Annotated in this window: 23 protein-coding genes and 1 pseudogene; 10 read left to right on the forward strand and 14 right to left on the reverse strand. The window is 60.8% G+C overall.

Going from position 1 to position 25116, the window contains the following annotated elements; genetic code table 11:
• Nucleotides 1-6: 6 nt before the first annotated feature.
• A complete protein-coding gene (locus D3M70_RS19725; RefSeq protein WP_120127351.1) occupies nt 7-495 on the reverse strand; it encodes a type VI secretion system tube protein Hcp in 489 nt (162 codons plus the stop codon).
• Nucleotides 496-818: 323 nt separating this feature from the next.
• Between D3M70_RS19725 and D3M70_RS19730 the strand changes: the two genes are divergently transcribed.
• The 5 genes from D3M70_RS19730 to D3M70_RS19745 all read left to right on the forward strand — a co-directional run bounded on the left by D3M70_RS19730 (nt 819) and on the right by D3M70_RS19745 (nt 5311).
• Nucleotides 819-1733, forward strand: a complete 915-nt coding sequence (locus D3M70_RS19730) for a restriction endonuclease (protein ID WP_120127352.1) — start codon at nt 819-821, stop codon at nt 1731-1733.
• 703 nt (nt 1734-2436) lie between these two features.
• Nucleotides 2437-2661, forward strand: coding sequence for a hypothetical protein (locus tag D3M70_RS19735; protein WP_120127353.1), 225 nt, complete (start codon nt 2437-2439; stop codon nt 2659-2661).
• Nucleotides 2662-2876: 215 nt separating this feature from the next.
• Nucleotides 2877-3008 carry a hypothetical protein gene (locus D3M70_RS33415; protein ID WP_256659926.1) on the forward strand — a complete coding sequence of 44 codons (132 nt, stop codon included), beginning with the start codon at nt 2877-2879 and terminating at the stop codon, nt 3006-3008.
• Nucleotides 3009-3127: 119 nt separating this feature from the next.
• Nucleotides 3128-3982, forward strand: coding sequence for a hypothetical protein (locus D3M70_RS33420; protein WP_256659927.1), 855 nt, complete (start codon nt 3128-3130; stop codon nt 3980-3982).
• Nucleotides 3983-4231: 249 nt separating this feature from the next.
• Entirely contained in the window at nt 4232-5311 is a 1080-nt protein-coding gene (locus D3M70_RS19745; RefSeq protein WP_120127354.1) for a diguanylate cyclase, read from the forward strand.
• Between the two features lie 58 nt (nt 5312-5369).
• On the opposite strand, the gene D3M70_RS19750 is transcribed toward D3M70_RS19745, so the two are convergent.
• The 11 genes and pseudogenes from D3M70_RS19750 to D3M70_RS33430 form a co-directional block, all read right to left on the reverse strand.
• Nucleotides 5370-6032 (reverse strand): hypothetical protein, encoded by a 663-nt coding sequence (locus D3M70_RS19750; protein WP_120127355.1) that lies wholly within the window; start codon nt 6030-6032, stop codon nt 5370-5372.
• Between the two features lie 182 nt (nt 6033-6214).
• Entirely contained in the window at nt 6215-6514 is a 300-nt protein-coding gene (locus tag D3M70_RS19755) for a helix-turn-helix transcriptional regulator (RefSeq protein WP_120127356.1), read from the reverse strand.
• Between the two features lie 422 nt (nt 6515-6936).
• The gene (locus D3M70_RS19760; protein ID WP_120127357.1) at nt 6937-7407 is read right to left on the reverse strand and encodes a VOC family protein; all 471 of its coding nucleotides are present in this window, start codon (nt 7405-7407) and stop codon (nt 6937-6939) included.
• A gap of 36 nt (nt 7408-7443) precedes the next feature.
• Nucleotides 7444-7878, reverse strand: a complete 435-nt coding sequence (locus tag D3M70_RS19765) for a nuclear transport factor 2 family protein (RefSeq protein ID WP_120127358.1) — start codon at nt 7876-7878, stop codon at nt 7444-7446.
• Entirely contained in the window at nt 7875-8267 is a 393-nt protein-coding gene (locus D3M70_RS19770) for a YciI family protein (RefSeq protein ID WP_120127359.1), read from the reverse strand. Before D3M70_RS19770 ends, D3M70_RS19765 begins: the two co-directional genes overlap by 4 nt.
• 241 nt (nt 8268-8508) lie before the next feature.
• Nucleotides 8509-9780 carry an RNA polymerase sigma factor gene (locus D3M70_RS19775; protein WP_120127360.1) on the reverse strand — a complete coding sequence of 424 codons (1272 nt, stop codon included), beginning with the start codon at nt 9778-9780 and terminating at the stop codon, nt 8509-8511.
• A gap of 83 nt (nt 9781-9863) precedes the next feature.
• Nucleotides 9864-11183: an MFS transporter gene (locus D3M70_RS19780; protein ID WP_120127361.1), complete on the reverse strand. Its 1320-nt coding sequence runs from the start codon at nt 11181-11183 to the stop codon at nt 9864-9866.
• Between the two features lie 110 nt (nt 11184-11293).
• Nucleotides 11294-12064 carry a helix-turn-helix domain-containing protein gene (locus D3M70_RS19785; RefSeq protein ID WP_120127362.1) on the reverse strand — a complete coding sequence of 257 codons (771 nt, stop codon included), beginning with the start codon at nt 12062-12064 and terminating at the stop codon, nt 11294-11296.
• Nucleotides 12065-12151: 87 nt separating this feature from the next.
• Nucleotides 12152-12637 carry a GNAT family N-acetyltransferase gene (locus D3M70_RS19790; RefSeq protein ID WP_120127363.1) on the reverse strand — a complete coding sequence of 162 codons (486 nt, stop codon included), beginning with the start codon at nt 12635-12637 and terminating at the stop codon, nt 12152-12154.
• A 176-nt stretch (nt 12638-12813) separates the two neighbouring features.
• The coding region (locus tag D3M70_RS33425; RefSeq protein WP_256659928.1) for a TonB-dependent siderophore receptor at nt 12814-13581 on the reverse strand (768 nt) is incomplete at its 5' end.
• Between the two features lies 1 nt (nt 13582).
• Nucleotides 13583-14939, reverse strand: a pseudogene (locus D3M70_RS33430) (TonB-dependent siderophore receptor); the annotation flags it as partial.
• Nucleotides 14940-15110: 171 nt separating this feature from the next.
• On the opposite strand from D3M70_RS33430, the gene D3M70_RS19800 reads away from it, so the two are divergent.
• On the forward strand, nt 15111-15749 hold the full coding sequence (locus tag D3M70_RS19800; RefSeq protein WP_120127364.1) for a LysE family translocator: 639 nt from the start codon (nt 15111-15113) through the stop codon (nt 15747-15749).
• Nucleotides 15750-15873: 124 nt separating this feature from the next.
• On the opposite strand, the gene D3M70_RS19805 is transcribed toward D3M70_RS19800, so the two are convergent.
• Entirely contained in the window at nt 15874-16770 is an 897-nt protein-coding gene (locus D3M70_RS19805) for a LysR substrate-binding domain-containing protein (protein ID WP_120127365.1), read from the reverse strand.
• A gap of 115 nt (nt 16771-16885) precedes the next feature.
• Here D3M70_RS19805 and D3M70_RS19810 point away from each other — a divergent pair, with 115 nt between their 5' ends.
• Nucleotides 16886-17314: a PACE efflux transporter gene (locus tag D3M70_RS19810; RefSeq protein ID WP_120127366.1), complete on the forward strand. Its 429-nt coding sequence runs from the start codon at nt 16886-16888 to the stop codon at nt 17312-17314.
• 48 nt (nt 17315-17362) lie between these two features.
• Here the strand turns inward: D3M70_RS19810 and pap are convergent, their stop codons facing one another.
• Complete coding sequence (gene pap / locus D3M70_RS19815) at nt 17363-18874, reverse strand: polyphosphate:AMP phosphotransferase (protein WP_120127367.1); 1512 nt, start codon at nt 18872-18874, stop codon at nt 17363-17365.
• Between the two features lie 154 nt (nt 18875-19028).
• Here pap and mnmC point away from each other — a divergent pair, with 154 nt between their 5' ends.
• The 3 genes from mnmC (at nt 19029) to D3M70_RS19830 (ending at nt 25112) form a co-directional block, all read left to right on the forward strand.
• A complete protein-coding gene (gene mnmC / locus D3M70_RS19820; protein WP_120127368.1) occupies nt 19029-21005 on the forward strand; it encodes a bifunctional tRNA (5-methylaminomethyl-2-thiouridine)(34)-methyltransferase MnmD/FAD-dependent 5-carboxymethylaminomethyl-2-thiouridine(34) oxidoreductase MnmC in 1977 nt (658 codons plus the stop codon).
• A 958-nt stretch (nt 21006-21963) separates the two neighbouring features.
• On the forward strand, nt 21964-22632 hold the full coding sequence (locus D3M70_RS19825; protein ID WP_120127369.1) for an ABC transporter ATP-binding protein: 669 nt from the start codon (nt 21964-21966) through the stop codon (nt 22630-22632).
• The gene (locus tag D3M70_RS19830) at nt 22632-25112 is read left to right on the forward strand and encodes an ABC transporter permease (protein WP_120127370.1); all 2481 of its coding nucleotides are present in this window, start codon (nt 22632-22634) and stop codon (nt 25110-25112) included. The genes D3M70_RS19825 and D3M70_RS19830 overlap by 1 nt, the downstream gene beginning before the upstream one ends.
• Nucleotides 25113-25116 lie beyond the last annotated feature (4 nt).

Below are 25116 nucleotides of genomic sequence, written 5' to 3' on the forward strand. Positions count from 1 at the left end.
AATTCCTCAGGCGTATTTCCTGTTGCCGATTCGGTCCCAGCCACCCGCGACATTGCCGCCGCCACTGCCGTCGGTGCGCCTCTGTTGGGTGTAGACGGTTTTGATCCGTCCATAGTTGAGCTGCACTATTTCAACGGGGACGCCGGTGCTCGCGTTCTGCGTGTATTCGGAAATGATCACTTCTTCGAGGACGATTTCGAAATATTTGAGCTTTTCGGAGCCCGCGCGGTTGAGGGTCAGCCTGACTTCTTTCAGGTGTTCGCCCGCGCAGCAGGCTTCCATCAACTTGCAACTGGCCTTGTCGAGAAACTTGGTAAAGGTGAAGTTGGTCAGGGTTGTGCGCCCGGATGACGCGCCGCCCGCAGAACTGGCCGTCGCGGTGGTGCTTTGGTGGCTGCCGAAGTGATAGCCGGTGATTTCGATCCAGTCTTTGTGCTTGTCGTCGAGCGCCTCACCCCCCACGCCATCGATCTTGATAAATGCGTCTAACGCCATTGCTTGCTCTCCCGTGTCGTTGTTCAGAATGTTGCGCAGGTGAAATTCTGCGGGTCATGCAAGGCTTCGCGAGGGGTGCGATGGCGCCGGGTGACGTAGGACGTTTTTGATTGTGGTGATGAAATTTCTTACAGACGTTGGCTTGTCGGGTGCATGAGCGAAGTAAGAAGTGGCGGCGTTAGTTGGGTGTGCGCGAGGGTTTTCTCTATAGAATGGCGCCGCTGTTGATTGTGTGAATGCTGCCGCTGGCAAGCCGGACTGCTACAGGTCTGTGGGTTTGCGGGTATCTTTTCTTTCCCGGATTTTTGAAAAAGACCACGGACATGGCCAAGAAAACCTCTGCTCTTGAAGGCTTCATTTACCTTGCCAGCAAACTCCCTTGGTGGATCAGCCTTGCGCTGGCCGCTGCGTCGGGGATGTATTTGCATTCGGTTGCCAGCGCGCCAATGCCGACGTCCATCGACATGCGTCATTTCGATACGGTGCTGACGGGTACAGCCTTTCGGGGGATGGCGACGGTTGGGCAGTTTTTCGTGCCGATGATTTTTATCGGTGGCGCGGTTGGGTCAATTCTGGGGCGGGCCAGGCGGCGCAAGTTGCTGGACTCGGTGCACACGCCGGGTGGCAATACGCTGTTGAGCATCAGTTGGCAGGATTTCGAACGGCTGGTGGGGGAAGCCTTGCGACGTCGGGGTTATGCGGTGCAGGAGAATGGCGCGAAGGGCCCCGATGGCGGCATCGATCTGGTTGCGCGCAAGGAGGGCGAAACGTATCTGGTGCAGTGCAAGCAGTGGCGTTCGGTGCAGGTGGGTGTGCCGGTGGTGCGTGAGTTGTATGGCGCAATGGCGGCCGAAGGGGCTGTCGGCGGGTTCGTGGTGACGAGCGGGACGTTTACCCAACAGGCGCGGGATTTTGCTTCTGGTCGCAATTTGCAGTTGGTCGATGGGTCAGTGTTGAAGCAGTGGATTGCGGAAGCGAAGAAGCCTGCGCCACGGCCTACGGTTGAGGTGGTTGAAGAGCGGGTTGAGCCGGTTGTCGTTGCGCAACCTGTCAGGCGGAAAGTTGAACCTGAGGTGAAGGCGGAGGTGGAGGCGCCGGCCTGTCCGCATTGTCGCAAGCGGATGGTGGTGCGAGTGGCCCGTACTGGCGCCAATGCGGGGGGAAATTTCTGGGGTTGTGTGGATTATCCGAAGTGTCGGGGCATTCGGGCGATTTTTGCGCCGATGAAGGTGCGGTGAATGTTGATTCGTTTGATTGCCTGACAGGGTAGTTGTGGATGGATTGGCTGCCGCTTCGCGCCAGATCGCTGGCAAGCCGAGCTCCCACGGCCTCCGGCCAGAATCAAGGGCAGATCGGTGGTGAGTCTGGGTCTCTCGGACTTCGGCCAGAATCAAGGGCAGATTGGTGGTGAGCCTGGGTCACTCAGCCTCCGGCCAGAACAACGGCAGATCGGTGGCGAGTCTGGGTCTCCCGGACTTCGGCCAGAATCAAGGGCAGATTGGTGGTGAGCCTGGGTCACTCAGCCTCCGGCCAGAACAACGGCAGATCGGTGGCGAGTCTGGCTCTCTCGGCCTCCGGCCAGAATCAAGGGCAGATTGGTGGTGAGCCTGGGTCACTCAGCCTCCGGCCAGAACAACGGCAGATCGGTGGTGAGTCTGGGTCTCTCGGCCTCCGGCCAGAATCAAGGGCAGATCGGTGGTGAGTGTGGCTCTCTCGGGCTTCGGCCAGAATCGAGAGGAAATCAGTGGCGAGTCTGCCTCATTCAGCCTTCGGCCAGAATCAACAGCACAAGGGAAAACTATTGATGCTTATTAATTCCCTGACACTCACATAACATTTTCTCTAATCAATATTTACTCGGGTTTCATTTGATCCGGGGCCGCTGAGTTCTTACAGTGGCCTCACTTAATCGAACTTGCACCTGCAAGAAGGTTTATTCAAATGTTTAAATCCATTGGTTTTGCCAGCGCGCTTGTCTTGTCTTCTCTGTTAGTCGCTCCGTTTGCCATGGCGGAAGAGTCTCCGGCGTTCGTTGCTCGAAATGAAGCGATTCATACGAACTTCGAACAGCATGAAGAAGCCTTGGCCGCTAAGGCCAAGGCGTATGACAACACGCAACAGGCCTCGACCTATAACCCTCAAATGGAGAACGCCAAACACACCTGACCTGTACGTCGCTTCATGGGTCTGTCCTATGTTTTACGTCGTTGTTTCATCCTGTTCCGCGTCGTTGCTCCCGGCGTGGGGCCTCAAAGCTCCAAACTTCAGCCGCTGCCCCCAGCGGCTTTTTTTTTGCACCGAAAAGCCCCCCCTCCAACAAGAGGGCTTCGCACTTATAAACACTGCCAATCGCGAATAAAGTCCATGGGGCATAGTGATCAGTGAATGCATCTTTCAAATACCGCGCGTTGTTCTCTGCCGTGACGGCGACGTTGTCGAGTGCGGCGTATGCCGATGACAGCGCCAGCAGTGAGTATCGGGTGATTGTCGATTATTCAATGGATGTGTTCTGACACGACGTGTCCACGGCCTTTGTAGGCGTCTGTCGCCCCGTCGCATTCCTACCCACTTGCTAGCCCCCTCAGGCAAAATGCCGACCCTCTGTAGGAATTGGCTTTTTAACGAGGTAGGAATGCGCTTGCTCAATCTGAAAACCGTCGTGACCTCCAGCGCTCTGGCCTTGTGCCTGGGCATGACTGGTGCGCACGCGGCGACTGACACCCCGCAGCCTGCCCAAACGACCAAGTCGACCTCTTCGACGCCGTCGTCTAAAACCTCGAAAACCTCTACCCGCTCCAAGGCCGCGACGACGTCGACGAAAGCCAAAACCGCCAAGACGACCACTACCTCGAAAACCGCTAAAACTTCGAAGACGTCGAAGACGTCGAAGACATCGAAGGCCTCCACTAAACCAAAGACTTCGAAAACCTCAAAGATGTCCGCCGCCTCCAGGACGACCCAAACCTCGAAGTCTGCCAAGGCCGCCCCCAAGGCCGTTCCCGCGCCGCTCGCGACGCAAAACGTCTCGATGCTCGGCAGCAAGCTCGCCTTCAATCTGCCCAAGGATTACGTTCAGGGCCCGATGGAAGAGATCGACGACAAGGCCAGAGCCGCTGGGGTCACGGGGTCGCTGTACATGAACAAACCTGCAAAACGTGTGGTGATCATCACCGAAACGCCATTGCCGGATGGCCAGAGCGTACCGTCCAACGACAGTCAGACCCTTGACAACATCATTGCCGAGACCCTCGTCCAGCAGCAGTCCAGCTACAAGGACTTCAGCAAGCTGGGTGAGAAAAAGATCGTGCGCAACGGCCTGGAGCTGCGCCAGCTCGACATCTCCGGCAGTGTGGAAGGCGGCAAAGTCCTGAGTACGACGATTGCGGCGGTCTCAGGCAACCGTAACGCGCTGATCAATGTGATTTCGCTGGAGAAAGACGCTGTGGCGCATGCGGCGTTGGTGAACGAGGTGACGGGGGGCAAGTAAGCATCGCTGCTTGTTGAATACCGACCGTCACAGATGACGGGCGTCAGTTGTGGATCCACTGACAGCGGCTACGCTTGGCGCATCCGGCGTCGCGCCTTGACGCTGTCAGCAGGCGACGGTCGGCCGTCTGAATTTGACGAATAATGGCACAAGGCCCTTCCCAGCACCCAGCAGGCGAGCGACACTCAGAGTCGTTCGTCGTGGCCGATGTTTCAGTCCGGATGCTGCGTTATAACCCGGTGAAGAGCTATGAACACCTCAACCCACAAAGGTCTCTCGTTTGCCCGGCGCATGTACCTGCCGCGCAGCGTCGGGCTGGGTATCGGTTTTTTCACGGTCGCTGCCGCGCTGTATCCGTCGCATCCGCCGACCTGGGTGTGGGTGTTGATGATCCTCCACGGCTACGGCTGGTCCCACGGGGCTTACCTGTTGGCGAAGATTTCCCGCCAACCGTACAAGGCCGAGCGCCGCAATCTCATCTACGACTCATTGGCCGGTGGTTTCTGGGCCGGGGCAATGGGGCTCAATCCCCTGCCGACGGTCACGGCGTTGTCGATGATGGCCATGAACAACATCGCCGCGGGTGGGCCGCGATTTTTTCTGACCGGCGCCCTCGCGCAGATCGCGGGCGCAGTGCTGGGCTACGCGATATTGCGGCCAGAGCTGTTTCCTGCAATCACTCAGATCCAGGTCTATGCCTGCCTGCCAATGCTGGTGATCTACCCGATGGCTATCGGGCTGGTCTGCTATCGCGTGGCCGTGCAATTGTCGAAAAGTAAAAAGGCGCTGGAAAAGCTCAGCACCACCGACAGCCTGACCGGCCTGATGAACCACGGCGCCTGGAAGGATTTGCTGAGCGTGGAGTTCGGCAACTGCCAGGCCCTGAAGCGGCAGAACAGCGTGGCCCTGATCGACATCGACCATTTCAAGTCCATCAACGACACCTACGGACACATCATCGGCGACACAGTGCTCAAGCAACTGAGCAATGCGCTGACCGCCAGCCTGCGGGAAACCGATCTGGCCGGGCGTTATGGCGGGGACGAGTTCTGCGTCATCCTGCCGGACACCACCCTCGCCCAGGCCACCGACATTCTCGAACGCTTGCGCCGTACCGTTCACGAACATACCCACCTCGCGCTTCCGAACCTGAAACTGAGCTTGAGCATCGGCATCGCCGCCTACGGGCCGCACCTCACCGACGCCGGCATGTGGCTGCACGAGGCGGACATGGCGTTGTACGACGCCAAAAGCACCGGGCGCAACCGAGTGACGTCGGCCAAGCCCGGAGTGAAGGTGTGTGAGACATTGAGTGCGGAATTTGAATGAGTCAGAACGCATGATCCGGGACGGGCGTGAATCCGCTTGCCCGGTGCGGCTCAAGCGTTCACCGCAATGATTTCTCTGCCGGGCGAACCTGTTCGAGCAGCTCGACGGGCGAAATCGTCTGCAGCAGGACCACAAGGTTGTCAGCCAGCATCAGTGGCCCATACAGCACCTCTTCGCGGTCTAGATGGGCTTGCTGAGTTTCGCGATAAGCGTCGGGGTAGATGCTTTTTTCAACCGGTAGCAGCCGGTCGTAATGCTCCAGCAAACCACGGAACACGATGCGGCGTTCGACGACGCCGCGGGTGGTGGCGATCAGCTTGATGAAGAAGTCCGAGTCACACTGGCGCATGGCCTCATAAGCTGCGTAGCGTTCAACCAAGGTGTACACGCCGGAATCATCGAATACCACGCAACAGAGCGCTTCGCGGCTCAGGCCTCTGAACGGATTGACCACAGCGCTGCGACGATTGCTCTTTGCCAATGCGAACACCACCGCGCGCTCTGCCAGATGGGCGCGGGCGTCGTCTGCCAGCATGTCAACTTCGTCCAGTGCGGGCGCCTGGCGTCCGAGCCGGTCGATTTCAGCACTGAACGTTGCAAATATCCCCTGCGGTCCGAGCCATTGTTTGTGCAGGGTTTCAAGATGACCACTGCTCAGCAAGGCCTGCTGATCGACCAGCAGATTGAAACGCGCCGTCACATCGGCATCATTTGGGGCCATCGCCGGGAGTGGTTTTGATGTGAGTGTCCTGTTGCGGGTCGTATTGCATAGAACCATTGGATTCTTCCTTGTTGTTTTTTAGGAGTCGCTGACAAGAACATGAAACTTTTTTGCGATGCAGACATAAACCCGAATATCTCCTATTGAAACACCCTCCCCAACTCTTTCCATCGCGCAAGCGCTCAGTTCAATACGGCACCATTATCGCCATCCGCTTCAATCAAACAATCCGTCAGATGTAGGGGTACTTCGGTTTTTTTCTTGCGTGGCACCGGGACATGCAAAGCCACGAGTTGTGCTCTATTACGCACTTCGTTCTTTCTGAGCAGCGCCGACACGTGGTCACGCGCCGTGTAATCGCTGATGCCCAGTTGCTCGGCGATGTCTCTGTTGGTGTAGCCCTGCAGCACCAGCTGCAGGACTTCCCGCTCTCTGGGGGTTGCCCGGCTCAATCGTTTTCGCTTCCCTTCTCGTTGCAGCATTGGCGTTTTAGGACCTCCAGTTAATTCGCCGGCCAGGCGTCAAACATCCCATCGGCAGTGAACGACTTTTATTGAGTCATATTTTTTATAGAGGCGGACTTTAATCAACAAACTGCGAACATAGTCAATTTCGATAGCATAAAGGTAACTATTCCTACAAAAACAAAAGACACTTCTCAAATGAGCGTTACAACGATATGTCGCGCACACCCATCACCGCATGTGCAACAACACCGCGCAGTTTGGACATCGAACTTTGATGGAGGGCGAAGATAAACGTTGAAAATGGTATTTACAATCATTGATTACAATTGAAGCGCGAAGCGCTCGGGGGATAGGAGCAAGGCCTGTAGGCAAACGCGATCTGCAGTGAGCAACCGGCAGATCGCGTTACGCAAAGGAAGGAAAACACCGACGCAGGATCAGGACTCCGGCTGACCGAACATCTTCATGGCTCGTTCGCGTATCTGGTCAGGAGTGAGGTCTTCCTTGTGGGTGCCAATGAACCAGAGATGGCCGAAAGGGTCGCGTACGCTGCCGCTGCGGTCGCGGTAGAACATGTCCTGGACCTCGGTCACCCCGCTGGCGCCCGCGTCCACGGCGCGCTTGAACTGCTGGTCGACGTCAAGCACATAAAGGTGCATGCCAAAGGACGTTTTGCCGCCGGGGTCAGGACTGACAAAGCCGCCTTGATCACAGGGTTCGGACACCATCAGGCGCGAGTCGCCGATCTGCAGTTCGGCATGCCCGACCCGCCCTCCCGGCCCGTCGAGACGAAACAATTCCTCGGCGCCAAAGGCCTTCTTGTAGAAGTCGATCGCTTTATCTGCGGGTGAAACGCCCATGTACACCGTCAGGCTATGGAAACCTTCGGGAATCGGTTTGACGCTCATGATCGTTCTCCTTGAATGGCTTCATTGAGCAGGATGTCAGGGTTGCAGTTCGAACAAGGCTTTGCCGCTGGCCATGTCGAAGGGCGCGGAAAAGTGCTCGTGCACGGCTTTCCAGCCGTCGGCGGTCTTGCGATAGCCGGCACTGGCGCGCATCCACGAAGATTTCACCTCTCCCTTGTCGTCTGTCCCGCCGCACTTGTTCAACCAATGGGCGAATGCAACGGCACCGTCGGCGTGAACGACCAGTTGGTGGGTCTCGAACAGCATCGCCCCTTCGCACATTCCCAGGCAGAATTCCCAGTGTTTGCGATAGGCTTCTGCGCCACGAAACTGCAAGGCGATGATCGCATCGAAGGCAACGATGTCGGGGGCGTAGTACGCCATGATCGCCTCGATGTCCTTGTCGCGGACGGCGGCGCACCAACGTTCGATCAGGGTCTGAATCTGCTTTTCATCGGCACCGTTGCTCATGACTGGCCTCCTGCGGCGAACGCCTGGGTTGAGGTTTGGCTGGCTTGCAGGTTTAGCTCACGCACGGGACGGACTTCGACGCTGCCCACGCGAGCTGCGGGAATGTGCGCCGCAACCTGTAGTGCATCGTTCAGGTCACGCGCTTCTATGAGGTAGAAACCTGCCAGTTGTTCTTTGGTTTCCGCGAACGGACCGTCGGTGATCGACACCTTGCCGTTGCGCATTCGGACGGTGGTGGCGGTATCCACTGACTCAAGCGGTTCTGCCGCCAACATGCGTCCGCTGGCCGCCACCGACTGCGCGTAGGCCAGGCATTCGTCATCTCGCGGGCTGTCCGGGTGCGAATGCAGGATTTGCTCGTTGCTGTAGATCAGACACAGGTATTTCATGACGACCTCCGTGAGGTGCAACCTGCGACCTCATGTTTATCTCCTGAAAATGACCGCTCTGCAGCCGCCCGGCTTGCCGGCGGCAGCACACTCGAGGTCGCCATCGCCCGCGAGCCGGACGGCTACAGGATGCTCACCCTGATGCGTTGGCGAAGGAGCCTCGTACTAAGCTAGTCGTTCGCTGCCAGCGCAAATCGACACAGCTGCGAAAGAATTTTCAGCGCCTGACCGACGGTCGATCTCAATCGGCAAGGTCGAGCAGACAGCGTTCGAGAAAACGCCGGTCGACACCCTGCCGGGCCTGCTCAATGGCTTTGAGATAGGCCACTCGCGCCTCGTCGTTACGACCCATTCTGCGACACAGATCGGCACGCGCCGCCCAGGCCAGGTGATAGCCCTCCAGCTCACCGCTCGCCAACAGCTCATCGACCAGCCGCAATGCTGTAGCCGGGCCCTGCACCATCGCCAGCGCCACGGCGCGATTGAGCTGCACGATGGCCGAATCGTTGAAGCGGAGCAGCACGTCGTACAGACCGATGATCTGCGTCCAGTCCGTATCCTGCGCATGCAGGGCTTCGGCGTGTACGGCGGCGATTGCCGCCTGAACGCTGTAAGCGCCAGTCCTTCCTGAGCGTAGGGCTTGTTCCACCAATGCTTGGCCTTCTTGAATCAGCGGACGCTGCCACAGGCTTCGGTCTTGCCGGTCCAGCATGACCGGTTCGCCCTCCCGGGAAAGCCGGGCGGGGCGGCGGGATTCGATCAGCAACATCAAACCCAGCAAACCCGCCACCTCTGGTTCGGGCAGCAAATCCAGTAATAGGCGCCCCAGCCGGATCGCTTCCGCCGACAGGTCGCTGCGTGTCAGTTGTTCACCGGAGGACGCGAAATAGCCTTCGTTGAACACCAGGTAAATCACCCGTAACACCGCCTCCAGGCGCTCAGGCAATTCGTTGTGGGCAGGGACTTCATAGGGAATGTGCGCGTCGCGAATCTTGTTCTTGGCGCGGACGATGCGCTGGGCAATCGTCGATGGCGTGATGAGAAAGGCCCGGGCGATTTCCTCCGTGGTCAGGTCGCAGACTTCGCGCAGCGTCAGGGCCACCTGGGCGTCGGCGCTCAAGGCCGGGTGACAACAGACGAAAATCAAGCGCAGCCGGTCGTCCTCGACGCTTTCGATATCGGCTGCATCATCGCTGAATCGATCCTCGAGTTGACGCGCCAGCTCATGGAGGGAAGCGTCGAAACGGGCGCGACGACGCAGGCTGTCGATGGCCTTGAAGCGGCCCGCCGACACCAGCCAGGCACGAGGATTGTTGGGCATTCCGGAGTGCGGCCACTGCTCGACCGCCGCGATGAACGCCTCCTGCAGCGCCTCTTCGGCGCGTTCGAAACTGCCCAGCAGGCGAATCAACGTGGCGAGGACGCGTCGGGATTCCTGACGATAGAGGGTATCGACATGCGCCCGTATGACTGACGTGGCGCTGAGATCATTCTTATCAGGGTTATCGCTCATGCCCACACTCGCCGACGACTGTTCCGATAGTGGTCGGCCAAGCGTAGTCGTGGATCGGGCGCCGCTCAACGGCGCCCCGACGGTCAGTGGCTGCAGGGCGCAGCGACCGTATCGTCGACCTGCATGCCCTTGCGCATGCCAAAGAACATCGCGGTCATGAGACCCACCGCGCCCATGATCACGCAGTAGCCGACGCACACCCACGGACTCCACGGCATCAGTGCGATCAGCGCCAGCGGCGTGGTGCTGGCCCATAGCGCGTAGCTGATGTTGTAGGTCAGGGAAATCCCCGACACCCGAATCTTCGCCGGGAACAGTCCGACCATGACCGAGGGCACCACGCCGACGATGCCGCAGGCCAGCCCCGCCACGGCGTAGGCCAGACCCACCGGCAGCCACTGGATGACCAGACTGGCGTACAACAGGCCGACACCCACAGGCAGCAACAGGCTGTAGAGCACGACCGCACGCCAGGCACCGATGCGATCCACCAGCATGCCGGCCAGCACGCAGCCGATATTGAGGAAGACGATGCCGACGCTGCTCAAGGCGAAGGTGTCGCTGGGGCTCATGCCGAAGCGCTGTTGCATGACGGTCGGTGTGATGACCACCAGCGTCACGACGGCCGACGTCAGTACGCAGGTCAGCAAGGCGGCAGGCAACAACGACCGACGATGTTCGCGCACGACGGCGCGCAGGGGCAGTTCGGTCCTGCCTTCGCGCTGGGCGTGCAGCGCCATGAACACCGGCGTCTCGCTCAACCAGCGACGCAGCCAGACGCCGATGACGCCGAACACGCCGCCCAGCAGGAACGGGATGCGCCAGGCGTAATCGAGGATTTGCGCGTGACTGAACACGTTGGCCAGCCAGGTCGCGGTCAGGGCTCCAATCAGGTAGCCGAACGTCAGCCCCGCTTGCAGCACGCCCAGGGCGTAACCGCGATGACCCTTGGGCGCATGTTCGGCGACGAACACCCAGGCGCTTGGCACTTCGCCGCCCACCGCCGCGCCTTGAAGGATGCGCAGCGCCAACAGAATCAACGGAGCCCAATAGCCGATGTCAGCGTAGGTCGGCATCACTCCGATCAACAGGCACGGCAGCGCCATCATCAGAATACTGAGACTGAAAACCCGCTTGCGCCCCAGCCTGTCGGCGAAATGGGCCATGAGGATGCCGCCCAGCGGGCGCGCCAGATAGCCGGTGACGAAGATCCCGAAGCTTTGCAGCAAACGCAGCCACTCGGGCATTTCCGGCGGGAAGAACAGCTGGCTGAGGGTCAGCGCGAAGAACACGAAAATGATGAAATCGTAGATTTCCAGCGCCCCGCCCAGTGCCGCCAGGCCCAGGGTCTTATAGTCGCCCCGGCTGATCGGTTGTGGACGTGGTCGAAGAATGGCTGTCATGAAAGACCCCATTTGGCAGGTTAAAACGGCAGTTAGGTGCGACAAAGGCGCGCAGGATAACAAAGCTGGCGCTTGAGCGGCGCTTGGCAGACAACCGGACTTGCGTCACATCACAGGGCATACACGCCGGGGGTCATGCCGAACTGCGCGTTGAAGGCACTGATGAAGGTGCTGACACTGTCATACCCCAGGCGCTGGGCGACGCGATTGACGTTGTCGCCCTGGGCCAGCAATTCCAGTGCGCGTTTCATTCGCGCGACGATGCGCCACTGCACCAGCGACATGCCGGTTTCTGCGCGAAAATGCCGGGTCAAACCTCGGCGGGACATGCCGACGCGTCTGGCCCAATCGTCCAGGCTGGTCTTGTTGGCGGGGTCGGCGACGATGGTCAGGGTCATGCCCACCAGGTGAGGGCTGCTGGGCATGGGCAGAAACAGCGGATTGGCGAGGGAGATCTTCAAGTCATCGAACAGCACGTCCAGTTGGCGATGCTGTGGCGGTGTGAGCTCGGCAGAACCCCCATTCCAGGTGCCAATGCGTTCGAGCAGCGCGCTGGACAGCGGCGTCATGTCGAACACCGTCGGCGTGGTGGGGAACAGCGGACACAGGTCCGGGCGCAGATAGATCATCCAGCCTTTCGCGGCGTCGTGGACTCGCGCTGCGTGGGCGACGCCCGGTGGAATCCAGCCAATGTGTCGTGCGGGAACCACCCAGCTGCCGTTGTCCAGTTCGGCGGTGATCACGCCCTGCTTCACGGCCCACAACTGGCCTTCGCGATATCGATGCAACGTGTCGTCCGTGCCCGATTGCAGCGGCTCTGCGTTGACCAGCAGCGGTCGTCCATCCTGGATACGGCGTTGCAACGGGTACTGTGCTGGCATGGCCCGATTTCCCTGTTGTGAGGCACGCCGACGGTAGCAAGCCAGCGTCGGCGACGCCAGTCATGCCATAGGTTTTCAGGGTGGCGCTTAATGCACGGAATCGGCAGGCAGATCCCGCTCCATGTACAGACTGCGCAGGCTGATGCCGCTGGGGTGGGCATAGGCGTCGTCTCGGATGGCGACGAAGCCCATGGCGCGATAGAAATCGGCGGCGTTGAGCGATGAATAGAGGTACAGACGGCTGAAGTATTCCTCGGCGGCCATCGTCTCCAGGCCCTCCATCAAGCGCTTGCCAATGCCTTTGCCCGCGTGGGCGGGTTCGACGAACAGCGCAATGACTTCGCCGCTCTGGCGATCCAGAATCCCGTAGCCGAGCAACTGGCCGTCTTCCTCGGCGAGCAGCGCGCAATCGGTGGCCAGCAGACGCAGATAGGATTCCGGCGGCGCGGCCTCGCTCCAGATTTCAATCTGCTCAACCGAATAGTGACTGGCGCACAGCTTGCGAACGGCGCGGGTGCGCAGCGACCACAGCAGTGGAATGTCAGGGATGCTTCCCGATTTCAATTCAATCATCTGCCGCTCCCGCCCCCCCCTTGGATAACGCACGGACGTTCCTGTCGATGCACAGCTATTCGCTCAGGGTGACAGGATGCACCAAAACACCGAGAACCTGTAGAGCACGGCCTGCCGGCGATCATGCCCTGCAACTCGCCACCGCCGGCAAGCCGGACTGCTACAGATCGCGAGTTCTAGAAACTTACCGTAGCCGACAACCGGGCGGTACGCGGGGCGCCGAGGAACAGGTAGTCGTCGCCGAGGTATTCGCCGACATCGCGCCAGTAGCGTTTGTCGAACAGGTTGTCGACAGTCAGGCGAAACACGGTGTCGTAGCCTTCGAGCCTGGTGCTGTAGCGGCTGCCCGCGTTGAACACCGCGTAATCGTCCACTTTCACCGAACCCTCGCGATTGGCGTATTTACTGGAGCTGTATTGCATGCCGCCCAGCAGTGCCAGCCCTGGAATCGGCAGGCTGTAATCGGCGGACAGGCTGCCACGGTATTTGGGCACGTTGATCGCCTGATGCTCTTCATAGTCCGCTGTCCCGCTGCCGTCGACCCGCGCACGAATGGCCGCGACGCTGGCAGCGATCTGCAATTGCGAGGTCAGCCAGCCGTTGGCACTGAGCTCCAGCCCCGTGTTTTTCTGCTGGCCCTGTTGCACGAAGGTCAGGCTGCCGTCGTCGTTGGGCCTGGAATACTGATAGGCCTGACGCGTCTGGAACAGCGCCGCGGTGAAGCTCATGCGACGCCAGTCGTACTTGACCCCCGCTTCCAGCTGACGAGAGATCGTCGGCGCGAGGATTTCCCCGACGTTAGTGTCGAATACCGACGCCGTAGCGCCCAGCGACAGGCCCTTGCTGTAGCTGGTGTAGAACGAAACGTTGTCCACCGGTTTGTAGATCAGCGCCGCCTGAGGCAGGAAGATCGAACGCTGGGTGTGGCGATTGTCGCTGCCGTCNCTGTCTGCCATTGATCATTGAAATGGATGCGATCGGTCGCGAACAGGCCGTACTGACGACTGTCCAGACGCCGTTCGGTATGCCCCACCGGAAGATCGGAGGGCGCGAAGGTTTGCGGGGCTTCATGAATGTTGCCAGAGCCGACGAACTCACTGAAATACGGACGGGTGTCGACCGTGCGCCGGAACGCGCTGGTGCCGAACGTCAGCTCGTGCTTGAGCCATCCGGTGTTGAACAGGCCGGTCATCGCCGTTTCGACTTCATCGTTGCGCCGGGTGTCGTCGGGGCTGCGGAAGTCGTAGATGTCATAGCCGCCATTGGGTGTGAAGTGGCCGGTCACCGGCGTGGTCGGGCAATCGCTCTGGTAGTAGCAGCCATAGGCGAACGCGCTGTAATCGTCGATCACCACACGGCTGCGCGAGGCGCTGAGGCTGGCTTTCCAGTCGTCGTTGAAACGGTATTCATAGCGACCGTTCATGTTCAGCGAATCGATACCCACCGGATTCGACCCGCTCTGATAACCGAGCAGCTTGCGCGGGGATGCGTCGTGGGGCAGTTCGGTGCCGCCGAGCAATTGATAGCCAGGCACCGAGCGCTGTTCCTTGGTTTGATACTCGACATCCAGTTGCAGGGTCGATTGGTCGTTGATGTTCCAGTCGAATGCCAGCGAGGCGAAATCGCGCTTGCCGTCGGCGTGTTCGACATAAGAACGGATGTCTTCGTGGGCGACATTGGCGCGCAGGCCGAATTGTTTCTCGCTGCCGAACCAGCCGCCGACGTCGGTGGCAATGTAGCGTTCGCCGTGTTCGTTGGTCGAAACGGTCACCGAGCGCACGTCTTCGGGCCGTTTGGTCTTGTAATTGACCACGCCCGCCGGTTCCGACACGCCGCTTTGCAAACCGGACAGCCCTTTGAGCAGTTCGACCTGTTCCTTGTTTTCCAGCGCCACGTTCTGCTCGCCGGTAATGCTGCGGCCGTTGATGCGGTAGCTGTTGGCCGCATTCAATGAAAAACCGCGCACCACGAAGTTTTCGTAGTAGCCCACCGGCGCATAGCTGTCGCCCACCGAAGCGTCATTGCGCAGCACGTCGCTGAGCAATTTGGCCTGCTGGTTCTTGAGCATTTCTTCGCTGAAGACGGAAATTGACGAAGGCGTGTCGAGCAAAGGCGCTTCGTTGAAGCCACCGACCGAGGCGCTGCCGTCCTGATAGCTCGACGCTTGTTCACCGGACACCTTCACCGCATCCAGGGTCAGCGGCTCGGCTTCCTGAGCGGCCAGCCAAGGCGATGCGAAGGCAATACTCAGCGGCAAAAGGCGTCGCGAAAAGCCTGCGGCAGGTCGGTGTCGAGTGGTCATTGAGGGTGAAGCTCCGGGCGAATTTTTGTCGGCGCATCTTTTACGTTCTGTGTCGTTTTTTTACAACCTCGACACCACTTCTTTAAACGTGTGAAACGTCTGGAAACTGACCTCGAAAAGGCATGCTCCCCTCATCTACACTCGAGCCTCAACCTCACAAGGATCTCTGTGATGACGCCATCTTTGCTCCTCGCCGTACTCGCCTCAGGTTTTATCTATGCCATTTCACCCGGCCCGGGCGTGCTGGCGGTGTTCGGCATTGGCGCCTCCAGAGGTCGTCGCGCCGGGGCCGCGTTTCTCTGCGGGCACCTGCTGGGGGATGTGATCTGGTGCAGTACGGCGCTGGCGGCAATCATTGGTGCCAAGGTGATCGGCACCACGGCATTCGACGTGCTGGGCATCATCAGCGGGCTGTTCCTGTTCTGGCTCGGCTGGCGGGCGATCCGGGCCAAACGCAGCAGCGAAGGTGAACCCAAGGCGCCGGGGCGGCATCCGTTCTGGCACGGCATCATGTTCGGCCTGACCAACCCCAAGGCCTACCCGGTGGCGGTGGCAACCTTCACCGCATTGCTCTCCAGCCGCGCCGACCTGCTGAACTGGTCGATGCTGCCACTGTTGATTCTGGTCAGCACGCTGGGCGGGATCGTGGCCTACGGCATCATCATCGGCGTGGTCGGCGCACGCCATGTGCGCACGCTGTATCAGCGTCATGAGTTGACCATCACGCGCCTGTGCGGGGTGATGTTCATCGGGTTTGCAATCAATGCGCTGATGCATGCAGTGCCGGGATTGTTGCCGCGCAGGCCGTGATCCGGCACCTGTTTCAAATCTGTAGGGTGAGCTTGCTCGCGAAGCCAGGGGACGTGTAGATCAGTTGTGACTGACACACCGTTATCGCAAGCAAGCTCACTCCTACAGAGGAAGGTGAGTGGTATCAGCCCAGCGGCGTGGCCGCAGCCTCTTCGGCGAGCCACCTCAGAAACGCCTTTACCGGTTCCTGCCGTTCGCGCCCCGGTACGCAGACGGCGACGTAGCGCGGACCGGGCAGACTGATGTCCGGCTTGTAGGGGACCAGTTCACCGCGCTTGAGACTGTCGGCCACCAGCACATTGCTCGCCAGCACCCAACCGTGCCCGGCGACGGCGGCGCTCAAAGCGTAGTGCTCATCGTCGAATTCGTGCATCCGCGCCGTTTCCAGCCAGTGGTGGCAGCCGGCCGCCGCACACCAGCTTTTCCAACTGACGGCAAATGCGCCGGGAATCTGCCAGCGCAGGTCGATCAGTTCCATACGGGCACCGTTCGCTGCCTCCACGAGATCCGGCGCGGCATACACCGCGAACCGCTCGTTCATCAACGTCCGGCATACCAGGTTCGGGTCGTCGCGACTGAGCGTACGAATCGCCAGATCGATGCTGGAATCGCGCAACAGGTCCACCAGCTCATTGCGGGTATCGACCCGAACATTGAATTGCGGATACGCCCGATAGAAGCCGCCCAACCTCGGGATCAGCCAGGCGGCAGCCAGCCCCGGCGTGGTCGAAAGGGTGAGGGTCTGGGAGGCCGTCTCCGGGCAGAACCTTTCCAGACTGCGGCTGATGTCCAGCAACGCGCGGTGGGTCTGGCGATACAGTTGCTCGCCCTCCTGCGTCGGCGCCACGCCTTGCCCGGATCGCTCGAACAGCAGCGCGCCAAGCCAGGCTTCGAGGGTTTTAACCTGATGGGAAATCGCGGCAGGTGTCACCGACAGTTCTTCAGCTGCGGCCTTGAAGCTGCCCAGACGTGCCGCCGCTTCGAAGGTGCGCAGCGCGGTGAGCGGAAGAGTGGAAAACACGGGCAGCTCCCTGCATGAATTGAATTGAAGCGGGGTCAATTTATCTCATTTTTCGGCGCATGAACGAGCCGGTAGCGTGGCAGGCATTCGTCCCCTCTCGCTATCGGAGAACGCCATGCAAGGCCCCGCACGCAAGCTGACTCAAGCCATCCTGTACGAAGCGATCGCCATCGCCGTGCTGTCTCCCGCCCTCGCGCTGATCTACGACGCCGGCCTGGCCCACACCGGCGCGCTGTCGCTGATGCTTTCGGCCAGCGCCCTGATCTGGAACGTACTGTACAACTACGTCTTCGAATACTGGGAGGCAAGGCAGGCACACCGCACGCGCACCCTTCGCCGCCGGATGCTGCACTCATTCGGCTTCGAGGGGGGATTGGTCTTGCTGCTGGTGCCGCTCGTGGCCTGGTGGCTGGGCATTTCCTGGTGGGCGGCGCTGGTGACCGACCTGGGCCTGTTCGTGTTTTTCTTCTTATATGCGCTGGTCTTTCAGTGGGCGTTCGACCGCGTTTTCGATGTGCCCGTATCGGCCAGCGCCGCCGGCTAAGGCACCGCAACGCTGCAAGAGCGAGCGCCTCTTGCAGCGTCGCAGCGATTACTTTCTATGCTTGTGCTTCTTGTCGGCCTTCTCGAATGCGGCCTCCAGCGCGTCGTTGATGGTGCGCAACACCTTCACCCGTGCCCAGCGTTTGTCATTGGCTTCGACCAATGTCCACGGGGCGATCTCGGTGCTGGTGCGGTCTACCATGTCGCCGACGGCTTCGCGGTATTGCGGCCATTTCTTGCGATTGCGCCAGTCGTCGTCGGTGATCTTGTGGCGTTTGAAGGGGATCTTCTCCCGCGCCTGAAAACGCTCCAGCTGGGTCTTGTCATCAATCGCCAGCCAGAACTTCACCACCACGATATTGGCGTCGGTGAGCTGCTCTTCGAAATCGTTGATCTCGCTGTAGGCCCGCAACCAGTCAGCTTCGGAACAGAAGCCTTCGACGCGTTCCACCAGCACCCGTCCGTACCAGGAGCGGTCGAACACGGTGAACTTGCCTCGCGCCGGAATCTGCCGCCAGAAGCGCCACAAATAGGGTTGCGCGCGTTCGTCCTCGCTGGGCGCGGCGATGGGCACGATGTGGTACTGACGGGGATCCAGCGCGCCGGCCACACGCTTGATCGCGCCACCTTTGCCCGCCGCATCGTTGCCCTCGAACACCGCCACCAGAGCGTGACGGCGCATGCGTTTGTCGCGCATCAGGCCGGACAACCGCGCCTGCTCGGTGATCAGTTGCTCCTCGTAATCGTCCTTTTCCAGCGCCAGGGTCATGTCCAGATTGTCCAGCAGGCTCAGCTCGTCGGTGTTGCTGGGCAGCGGCCCCAGGTTCACGAAATTGGCCTGGCCTTCCGGTGTCTTGAGGGCGCTTTGCAAACCTTCCAGCAGCAGGCGGCCCACCGTGAGGCTGCGGTAATTCGGGTCGGCGCCCTCGATCACGTGCCAGGGCGCATAGTCGCGGCTGGTGCGGCGCAGCACCCGCTCACCAAAGCGCACGAACTTGTCGTAGGTTTTCGACTGCTGCCAGTCCAGCGGGCTGATGCGCCAGCTGTGCAGCGGATCGTCCTTGAGCGTCTTGAGGCGCAGTTTCATTTGCTTCTTGGACAGGTGAAACCAGAACTTGAAGATCACCGCGCCTTCGTCGACGAGCATTTTTTCCAGTCGCTCGGCGCCGTTGATGGCCTGGTCCAGGACCGGGTCCTTGAACTGCTTGTGCAACCGGCCCTGGATCATCTGGCTGTACCAGTTGCCGAAGAACACGCCAATGCGGCCTTTGGGCGGCAACTGACGCCAGTAGCGCCAGACCGGCGGATGCGCCAGCTCTTCGTCGGTCTGCTGATCGAAGGTACGCACTTCGATGTAGCGCGGGTCCATCCACTCGTTGAGCAGTTTGACCGTTTCGCCCTTGCCCGCGCCTTCGATGCCGTTGATGAGGATGATGATCTGGCGCTTGGCCTGTTCATGGAGCTCGAACTGGGCATCGAGCAAGGCTTCTCGCAAGGCGGGAACGGCAGCGTGGTAGGTTTCGTCGTCGATGGTGTGGCCGATTTCAGCGGATTCGAACATGTACGGCTCCTGTTCCTGGTCGCTCAAGACTAGCGGATCTGATCAGTCAGTGAGGGCTATGACCGCGAATCACTGCCATGGGTCAATCCGGCTGCTGCATTCGGGCGTGCGCTGTGCGTTAAGATGCCCGCCTTGCTCCCGCCAAAGTTCGACCATGACCACTATCCAGCACGCCCAGCTCGACTGGGACGAAAACGGCAACCCGATCTCCCGGGCCTTCGCCGACGTCTACTTTTCCAACGAATCGGGGCTGGACGAAACCCGCCATGTGTTTCTGACCCAGAACGACCTGCAGCAACGCTTCGCTGCGCTGCCGGCTAACGGTCGGCTGGTGATTGGCGAAACCGGCTTTGGCACTGGGCTGAACTTTCTCTGCGCATGGCAGCTGTTCGAAGCCTGCGCGACACCAGGGGCGCGGCTGCAATTCCTGAGCGTCGAGAAGTTTCCCCTCAACCGCGTCGACCTTGAACGAGCCTTGAGGCTGTGGCCGGAGCTCAAAGCCTTCGCCGATCAGCTGCTCGAGCAATACGTCGCCATTCATGAAGGCTTCCAGCGACTGGTGTTCGACGGCGGGCGGGTGACGCTGACACTGTTGATCGGCGATGCGCTGCAGATGCTGCCGCAGCTGGACGGGCAGATCAACGCATGGTTTCTCGACGGCTTCGCGCCGTCGAAAAACCCGGAAATGTGGACCCCAGAACTGTTCGCCGAGCTGGCACGTCTGGCCGCACCGGGCTCCACCATCGGCACCTTTACCAGTACCGGCTGGGTGCGGCGCTCGCTGAACGCGGCGGGTTTCAAGATGAAGCGCGTGCCGGGCATCGGGCACAAGTGGGAAGTCCTCAAGGGCACTTTCATCGGCTGGCCGCAAGATGTGCCTTCGCCCTCTGCTGCGAAACCCTGGTTTGCGCGGCCCGAACTGGCGGTCAAAGAACGCAAGGCGTTGGTGATCGGCGCTGGCCTTGCCGGCTGTGCCACCGCTGCAAGCCTGGCTGCGCGGGGCTGGGAGGTCAGTCTGCTGGAACGCCATGGCGATCTGGCGCAAGAGGCTTCTGGCAATCCTCAAGGCGTGCTGTATCTGAAATTGTCGGCTCACGGCACGGCCCTTTCGCAATTGATCCTCAGTGGTTTCGGTCACACCCGGCGTTTGCTGGAGCGGCTGGAGCGTGGTGTCGACTGGAGCGATTGCGGCGTGCTGCAACTGGCTTTCGACGAGAAGGAACAGAAGCGACAGGGGGAGCTGGCCGAGGCGTTTTCGCCTGATCTGCTGCATGAGCTGAATCGTTCTGAAGCCGAAGGACGTGCCGGGGTCGCGCTCAACAGCGGCGGCCTCTTCTATCCCGAAGGCGGCTGGGTGCATCCCCCCGCGCTCTGCCGGTATCAGGCCGGGCAGGCGAACATTCGCCTGATGCCCCATAACGAGGTGGTCGAGCTGCGGCGCGAGGGTGAAATCTGGCAGGCGTGGGATGGCGAACGCCTGCTGGATTCGGCGCCGGTGGTGGTGCTGGCGGGTGCCGCGGAGGTGAAGCGTTTTCCGGCCAGCGCCGAAATTGCGTTGAAGCGCATTCGCGGGCAGATCACGCGGCTGAGCGAAACCCCATTGAGTCAAGCCTTGAGCACGGTGGTATGCGCCGAGGGTTATGTGGCGCCGGGCCGTTCAGGCGAACACACGCTAGGGGCGAGTTTCAATTTCAAGAGCGACGATCTGACGCCGAGCACGGCCGAGCATCTGAGCAATCTGGCGTTGCTGCGAGAAATCTCCGAGGACCTGACTGAGCGTCTGGGGGCCAATGGATTGCCCGCCGAGCAGCTTCAAGGCCGCGCCGCGTTTCGCTGCACCAGCCCGGATTACTTGCCTATCGTCGGGCCATTGGCGGACAAGGAAGCGTTCCTTGAGACTTACGCCGTGTTGCGTAAGGACGCACGGCAGGTCCCGCAGATTGAATGCCCCTGGCTCGACGGGCTTTATGTGAACAGCGGTCATGGCTCGCGGGGGTTGATCACCGCGCCGCTGTCCGGGGAATTGATCGCTGCGTGGCTGGATAACGAACCCCTGCCGCTGCCCCGCGCCGTGGCCGAAGCCTGTCACCCGAACCGCTTCGTGTTGCGCGGATTGATCCGGGGGAAGTAGCCGACGGGCAACACGCTCGATGTGCTTTTGATTCTGGCCCCAGCCCGTTGGAGCTCTGTGCTTTTGATTCTGGCCGCAGGCCGTAGGAGCTCCGTGCTTTTGATTCTGGCCGCAGGCCGTAGGAGCTCCGTGCTTTTGATTCTGGCCGCAGGCCGTAGGAGCTCTCGGAGGTTACGACGGCAGCGATCTGGCGCGCAGCGGCAGTAAATCCAGAGGTTGCGGTACATCTGACAGGGCCTGGGTGTCTGCTTTTACTGCCGGTTCCCGGCAGATCGCTGGCAAGCCGGCTCCCACGCCTTCGGCAGAATCAAACGCCAGGCGGTACGCCGCAACGCCTTCCTGCCATACGAACCGCTTCGTGATATCGCAGGCCGTAGGAGCTCTCGGAGGTTACGACGGCAGCGATCTGGCGCGCAGCGGCAGTAAATCCAGGCGCTGCGGTACATCTGACAGGGCCTGGGTGTCTGCTTTTACTGCCGGTTCCTGGCAGATCGCTGGCAAGCCGGCTCCCACGCCTTCGGCAGAATCAAACGCCAGACAGTACGCCGCATCGCCTTGATCTGTCGCCCGAACCGCTTCGTGATATCGCAGGCCGTAGGAGCTCTCGGAGGTTACGACGGCAGCGATCTGGCGCGCAGCGGCAGTAAATCCAGAGGCTGCGGTACATCTGGCAGGCCTGGGTGTCTGTTTTTACTGCCGGTTCCCGGCAGATCGCTGGCAAGCCGGCTCCTACGCCTTCGGCAGAATCAAACGCCAGGCGGTACGCCGCAACGCCTTCCTGCCATACGAACCGCTTCGTGTTGCGCGGACTGCCACAGACTCGTCGCTCACCGGATATCCTTCCCCTATCGCGGGACCGACGTATCCAACCCGCTACAAATCTCCACCACCGCGCTGTTTACATCTCCCCCGGCCAACCCGGTATTCTCCACTTCATTCCTCTTTCAGGTGCATGTCGATGCTGCAAGTCCAGGGCGTGTTCAAGAGCTATGCGACGGCCCAAGGTCCGCTGGCGGTATTGCGGGGCGTGGATTTGCAACTGGATGGCGGGCAGAGCCTGGCGCTGATGGGCGAGTCGGGCAGTGGCAAAAGCACCTTGCTGCATCTGGTGGCCGGGCTGGATCAGGTGGACAAAGGCAGCATCGAGATCGCCGGGCAGCGCCTGGATCAGATGAACGAAGCGCAGCTGGCGAACTGGCGGCGCACGGAAATCGGGCTGGTGTTTCAGCAGTTCAATCTGATCGGCAGCCTGAAAGTCGAAGACAACCTTGCCTTTCAGGCCCGGCTGGCCGGACGCTTCGAGCCACAGTGGCAAGCCGAACTGACCGATCGTCTGGGTCTGGGCACACTGCTCAAGCGTTATCCCGAACAGCTTTCCGGCGGCCAACAGCAACGAGTCGCCATTGGTCGCGCCCTCGCCTCGCGCCCCGGTTTGCTGCTGGCCGACGAGCCCACGGGCAACCTCGATGAAAACACCAGTGATGAAGTCCTGCAACTGTTGCTCGACCTGCTCGCCGACAGCCCCACCAGCCTGTTGATGGTGACCCACAGCCCCAGGGTCGCGGCGCGGCTGGACCGTCAGGCCATCCTGCATCTTGGGCAACTGGCTGCCGAAGGCCAGCGCTGATGCCGGTTTTCTACTGGACACTCAAAGCCCTGCTCAGCCACTGGCGGCGCCATCCCGTTCAGTTTTTCAGCGTGCTGACCGGATTGTGGCTTGCGACCAGCCTGCTCACCGGCGTGCAGGCACTCAACAGCCAGGCGCGAGAAAGCTATGCCAAGGCCAGCCAGTTGATCGGTGGCGAACCGCAGCAAGTGCTGGTCGCCCCCAATGGCGGGAATTTCTCGCAAGACGCCTTTGTCAGCCTGCGCCACGCGGGTTGGCCGGTGTCCCCGGCGCTGCGCGGCCGCGTCACCCTCAAGGATTTGCCCGACCAACGCCTGACGCTGCTGGGGGTCGAGCCGGTCTCGTTGCCGGTCAACACCGCCCTGGCCGGGCAGGCGCTGGACACCGCGCAGATCGTCGAGTTTTTCACCCCGCCGGGCAGCACCTGGATTTCCCCGCAGACCCTCAAGGCGCTGGGCCTGCACGAAGGTGAGCAGCCCCTGAGCGACAACGGAAAGACCCTGCCGCCCTTGCACGCCCACGCCGACATGGCCCCCGGCCTGCTGCTGATGGACATCGGCCTGGCGCAACAGGTGCTGAACCAGCCCGGCCAGATTTCCCGCCTGATCCTGCCCACGGATTTCGCCGAGAATGCTCCCCCGCTGCCGGATGAATTCAAGGGTGAACTGGTGATCCGCAAGAGCGGCGAAGACAACGATCTGGGGCGCCTGACTGAAAGTTTTCACCTGAACCTCGATGCGCTGGGCTTCCTGTCATTCGTGGTCGGCCTGTTTATCGTCCACGCAGCGATTGGCCTGGCGCTGGAGCAGCGTCGCGGATTGCTCAGAAACCTGCGCGCCTGTGGCGTCAGCGCCCGTGGACTGATCGCCAGCCTGATCGTCGAACTCGGCGTGCTGGCGTTGCTCGGCGGCATTGCCGGGGTGATCAGCGGCTACTGGCTGGCGAGCGTGTTACTGCCTGATGTCGCGGCCAGTCTGCGAGGTTTGTATGGCGCCGAGGTGGCCGGGCATCTGAACCTGAGCATCTGGTGGTGGCTGAGCGGGCTTGGGGTCGCACTGCTCGGCGCCTTTCTCGCCGGAGCCAGTAGCCTGTTGCGCGCGGCGCGTCTGCCGTTGCTCGCGCTGGCCAACGCTCAGGCCTGGCATGAAACCCATGCCCGCTGGTTGAAGCGCCAGGGCTGGATTGCGGGGATATCGGCCGTGATCGCGATACTCGCTGCGCTGTTCGGCAACAGCCTGTCCATGGGCTTCGTGTTGATGGCCAGCCTGTTGCTCGCTGCCGCATTGGGCTTGCCGGTATTGCTCAATACGCTGCTCAACGCACTGTTGGGCAAAAGCCGCTCAGTGCTCGGCCAGTGGTTTCTCGCCGACTGCCGTCAGCAACTGCCTGCCTTGAGCCTGGCGCTGATGGCACTGCTGCTGGCGATGGCCGCAAACATCGGCGCGGGCAGCATGACGTCAGGCTTCCGCCAGACCTTCACCCACTGGCTGGAACAACGGCTGAGCGCCGAGCTGTACATCAATCCGCAGAATGCCGCTCAGGCCGCGCCGCTGCAAAAGTGGCTGAGCGAACAACCGCTGACCTCCGCCGTGCTGCCCAATTATCAAGTCTCGCTGCAACTCAAAGGCTGGCCCGCCGAGCTGTTCGGCGTGATCGACCATCCGCATTACCGGCAACACTGGCCGTTGCTGGAATCCGCCAGCGGCGATGCCTGGGCAGCACTCGCCAAAGAAGACACGCTGATGCTCAGCGAGCAACTGGCGCGGCGGCTGAACGTCAGCATCGGCGATGAAGTGAAACTCCCTGCGCCCGACGGAGAATGGCCGCTGCGGGTGGTCGGCATCTACGCCGACTACGGCAATCCCAAGGGCCATATGCTGGTCAATGCCGATCACTTGCTCAAACATTGGCCGACCCTGACGCCCAACCGCTTCAACCTGCGCATCGACCCGCGCGCCATCCCGCAATTGCTGCGTGTGCTGCACAACAAATTCAGCATCGATGACAACCGCATCGTCGATCAGATCCAGCTCAAGACTTGGTCGCGTCAGGTCTTCGAACGCACCTTTGCCGCCACGGCCGCCCTGAACAGCCTGACGCTGATGGTCGCCGGCGTGGCGCTGTTCATCAGTCTGCTGACCCAGAGCCAGAGCCGCCTCGGGCAACTGGCGCCGCTGTGGGCATTGGGCGTTACGCGACGGCAATTGATGCTGCTGAATCTGGCGCAGACCTGGCTGTTGGCGGTGCTGACGCTGGTACTGGCGATTCCGTTGGGGCTGCTGCTGGCTTGGTGTCTGGATGCGGTGATCAACGTGCAGGCGTTCGGCTGGCGCCTGCCCTTGCAGGTGTTCCCGATGCAGTTGCTGCGGCTGATGCTGTTGGCAATGCTCGCGACCTTGCTGGCGTCTGCGTGGCCGCTGTATCGCCTGTACCGCACACGGCCGGCTGATTTATTGAGGACCTTCGCCAATGAAGGCTGATGGG

Source organism: Pseudomonas sp. LS-2, from assembly GCF_003605735.1.
Lineage (GTDB): Bacteria > Pseudomonadota > Gammaproteobacteria > Pseudomonadales > Pseudomonadaceae > Aquipseudomonas.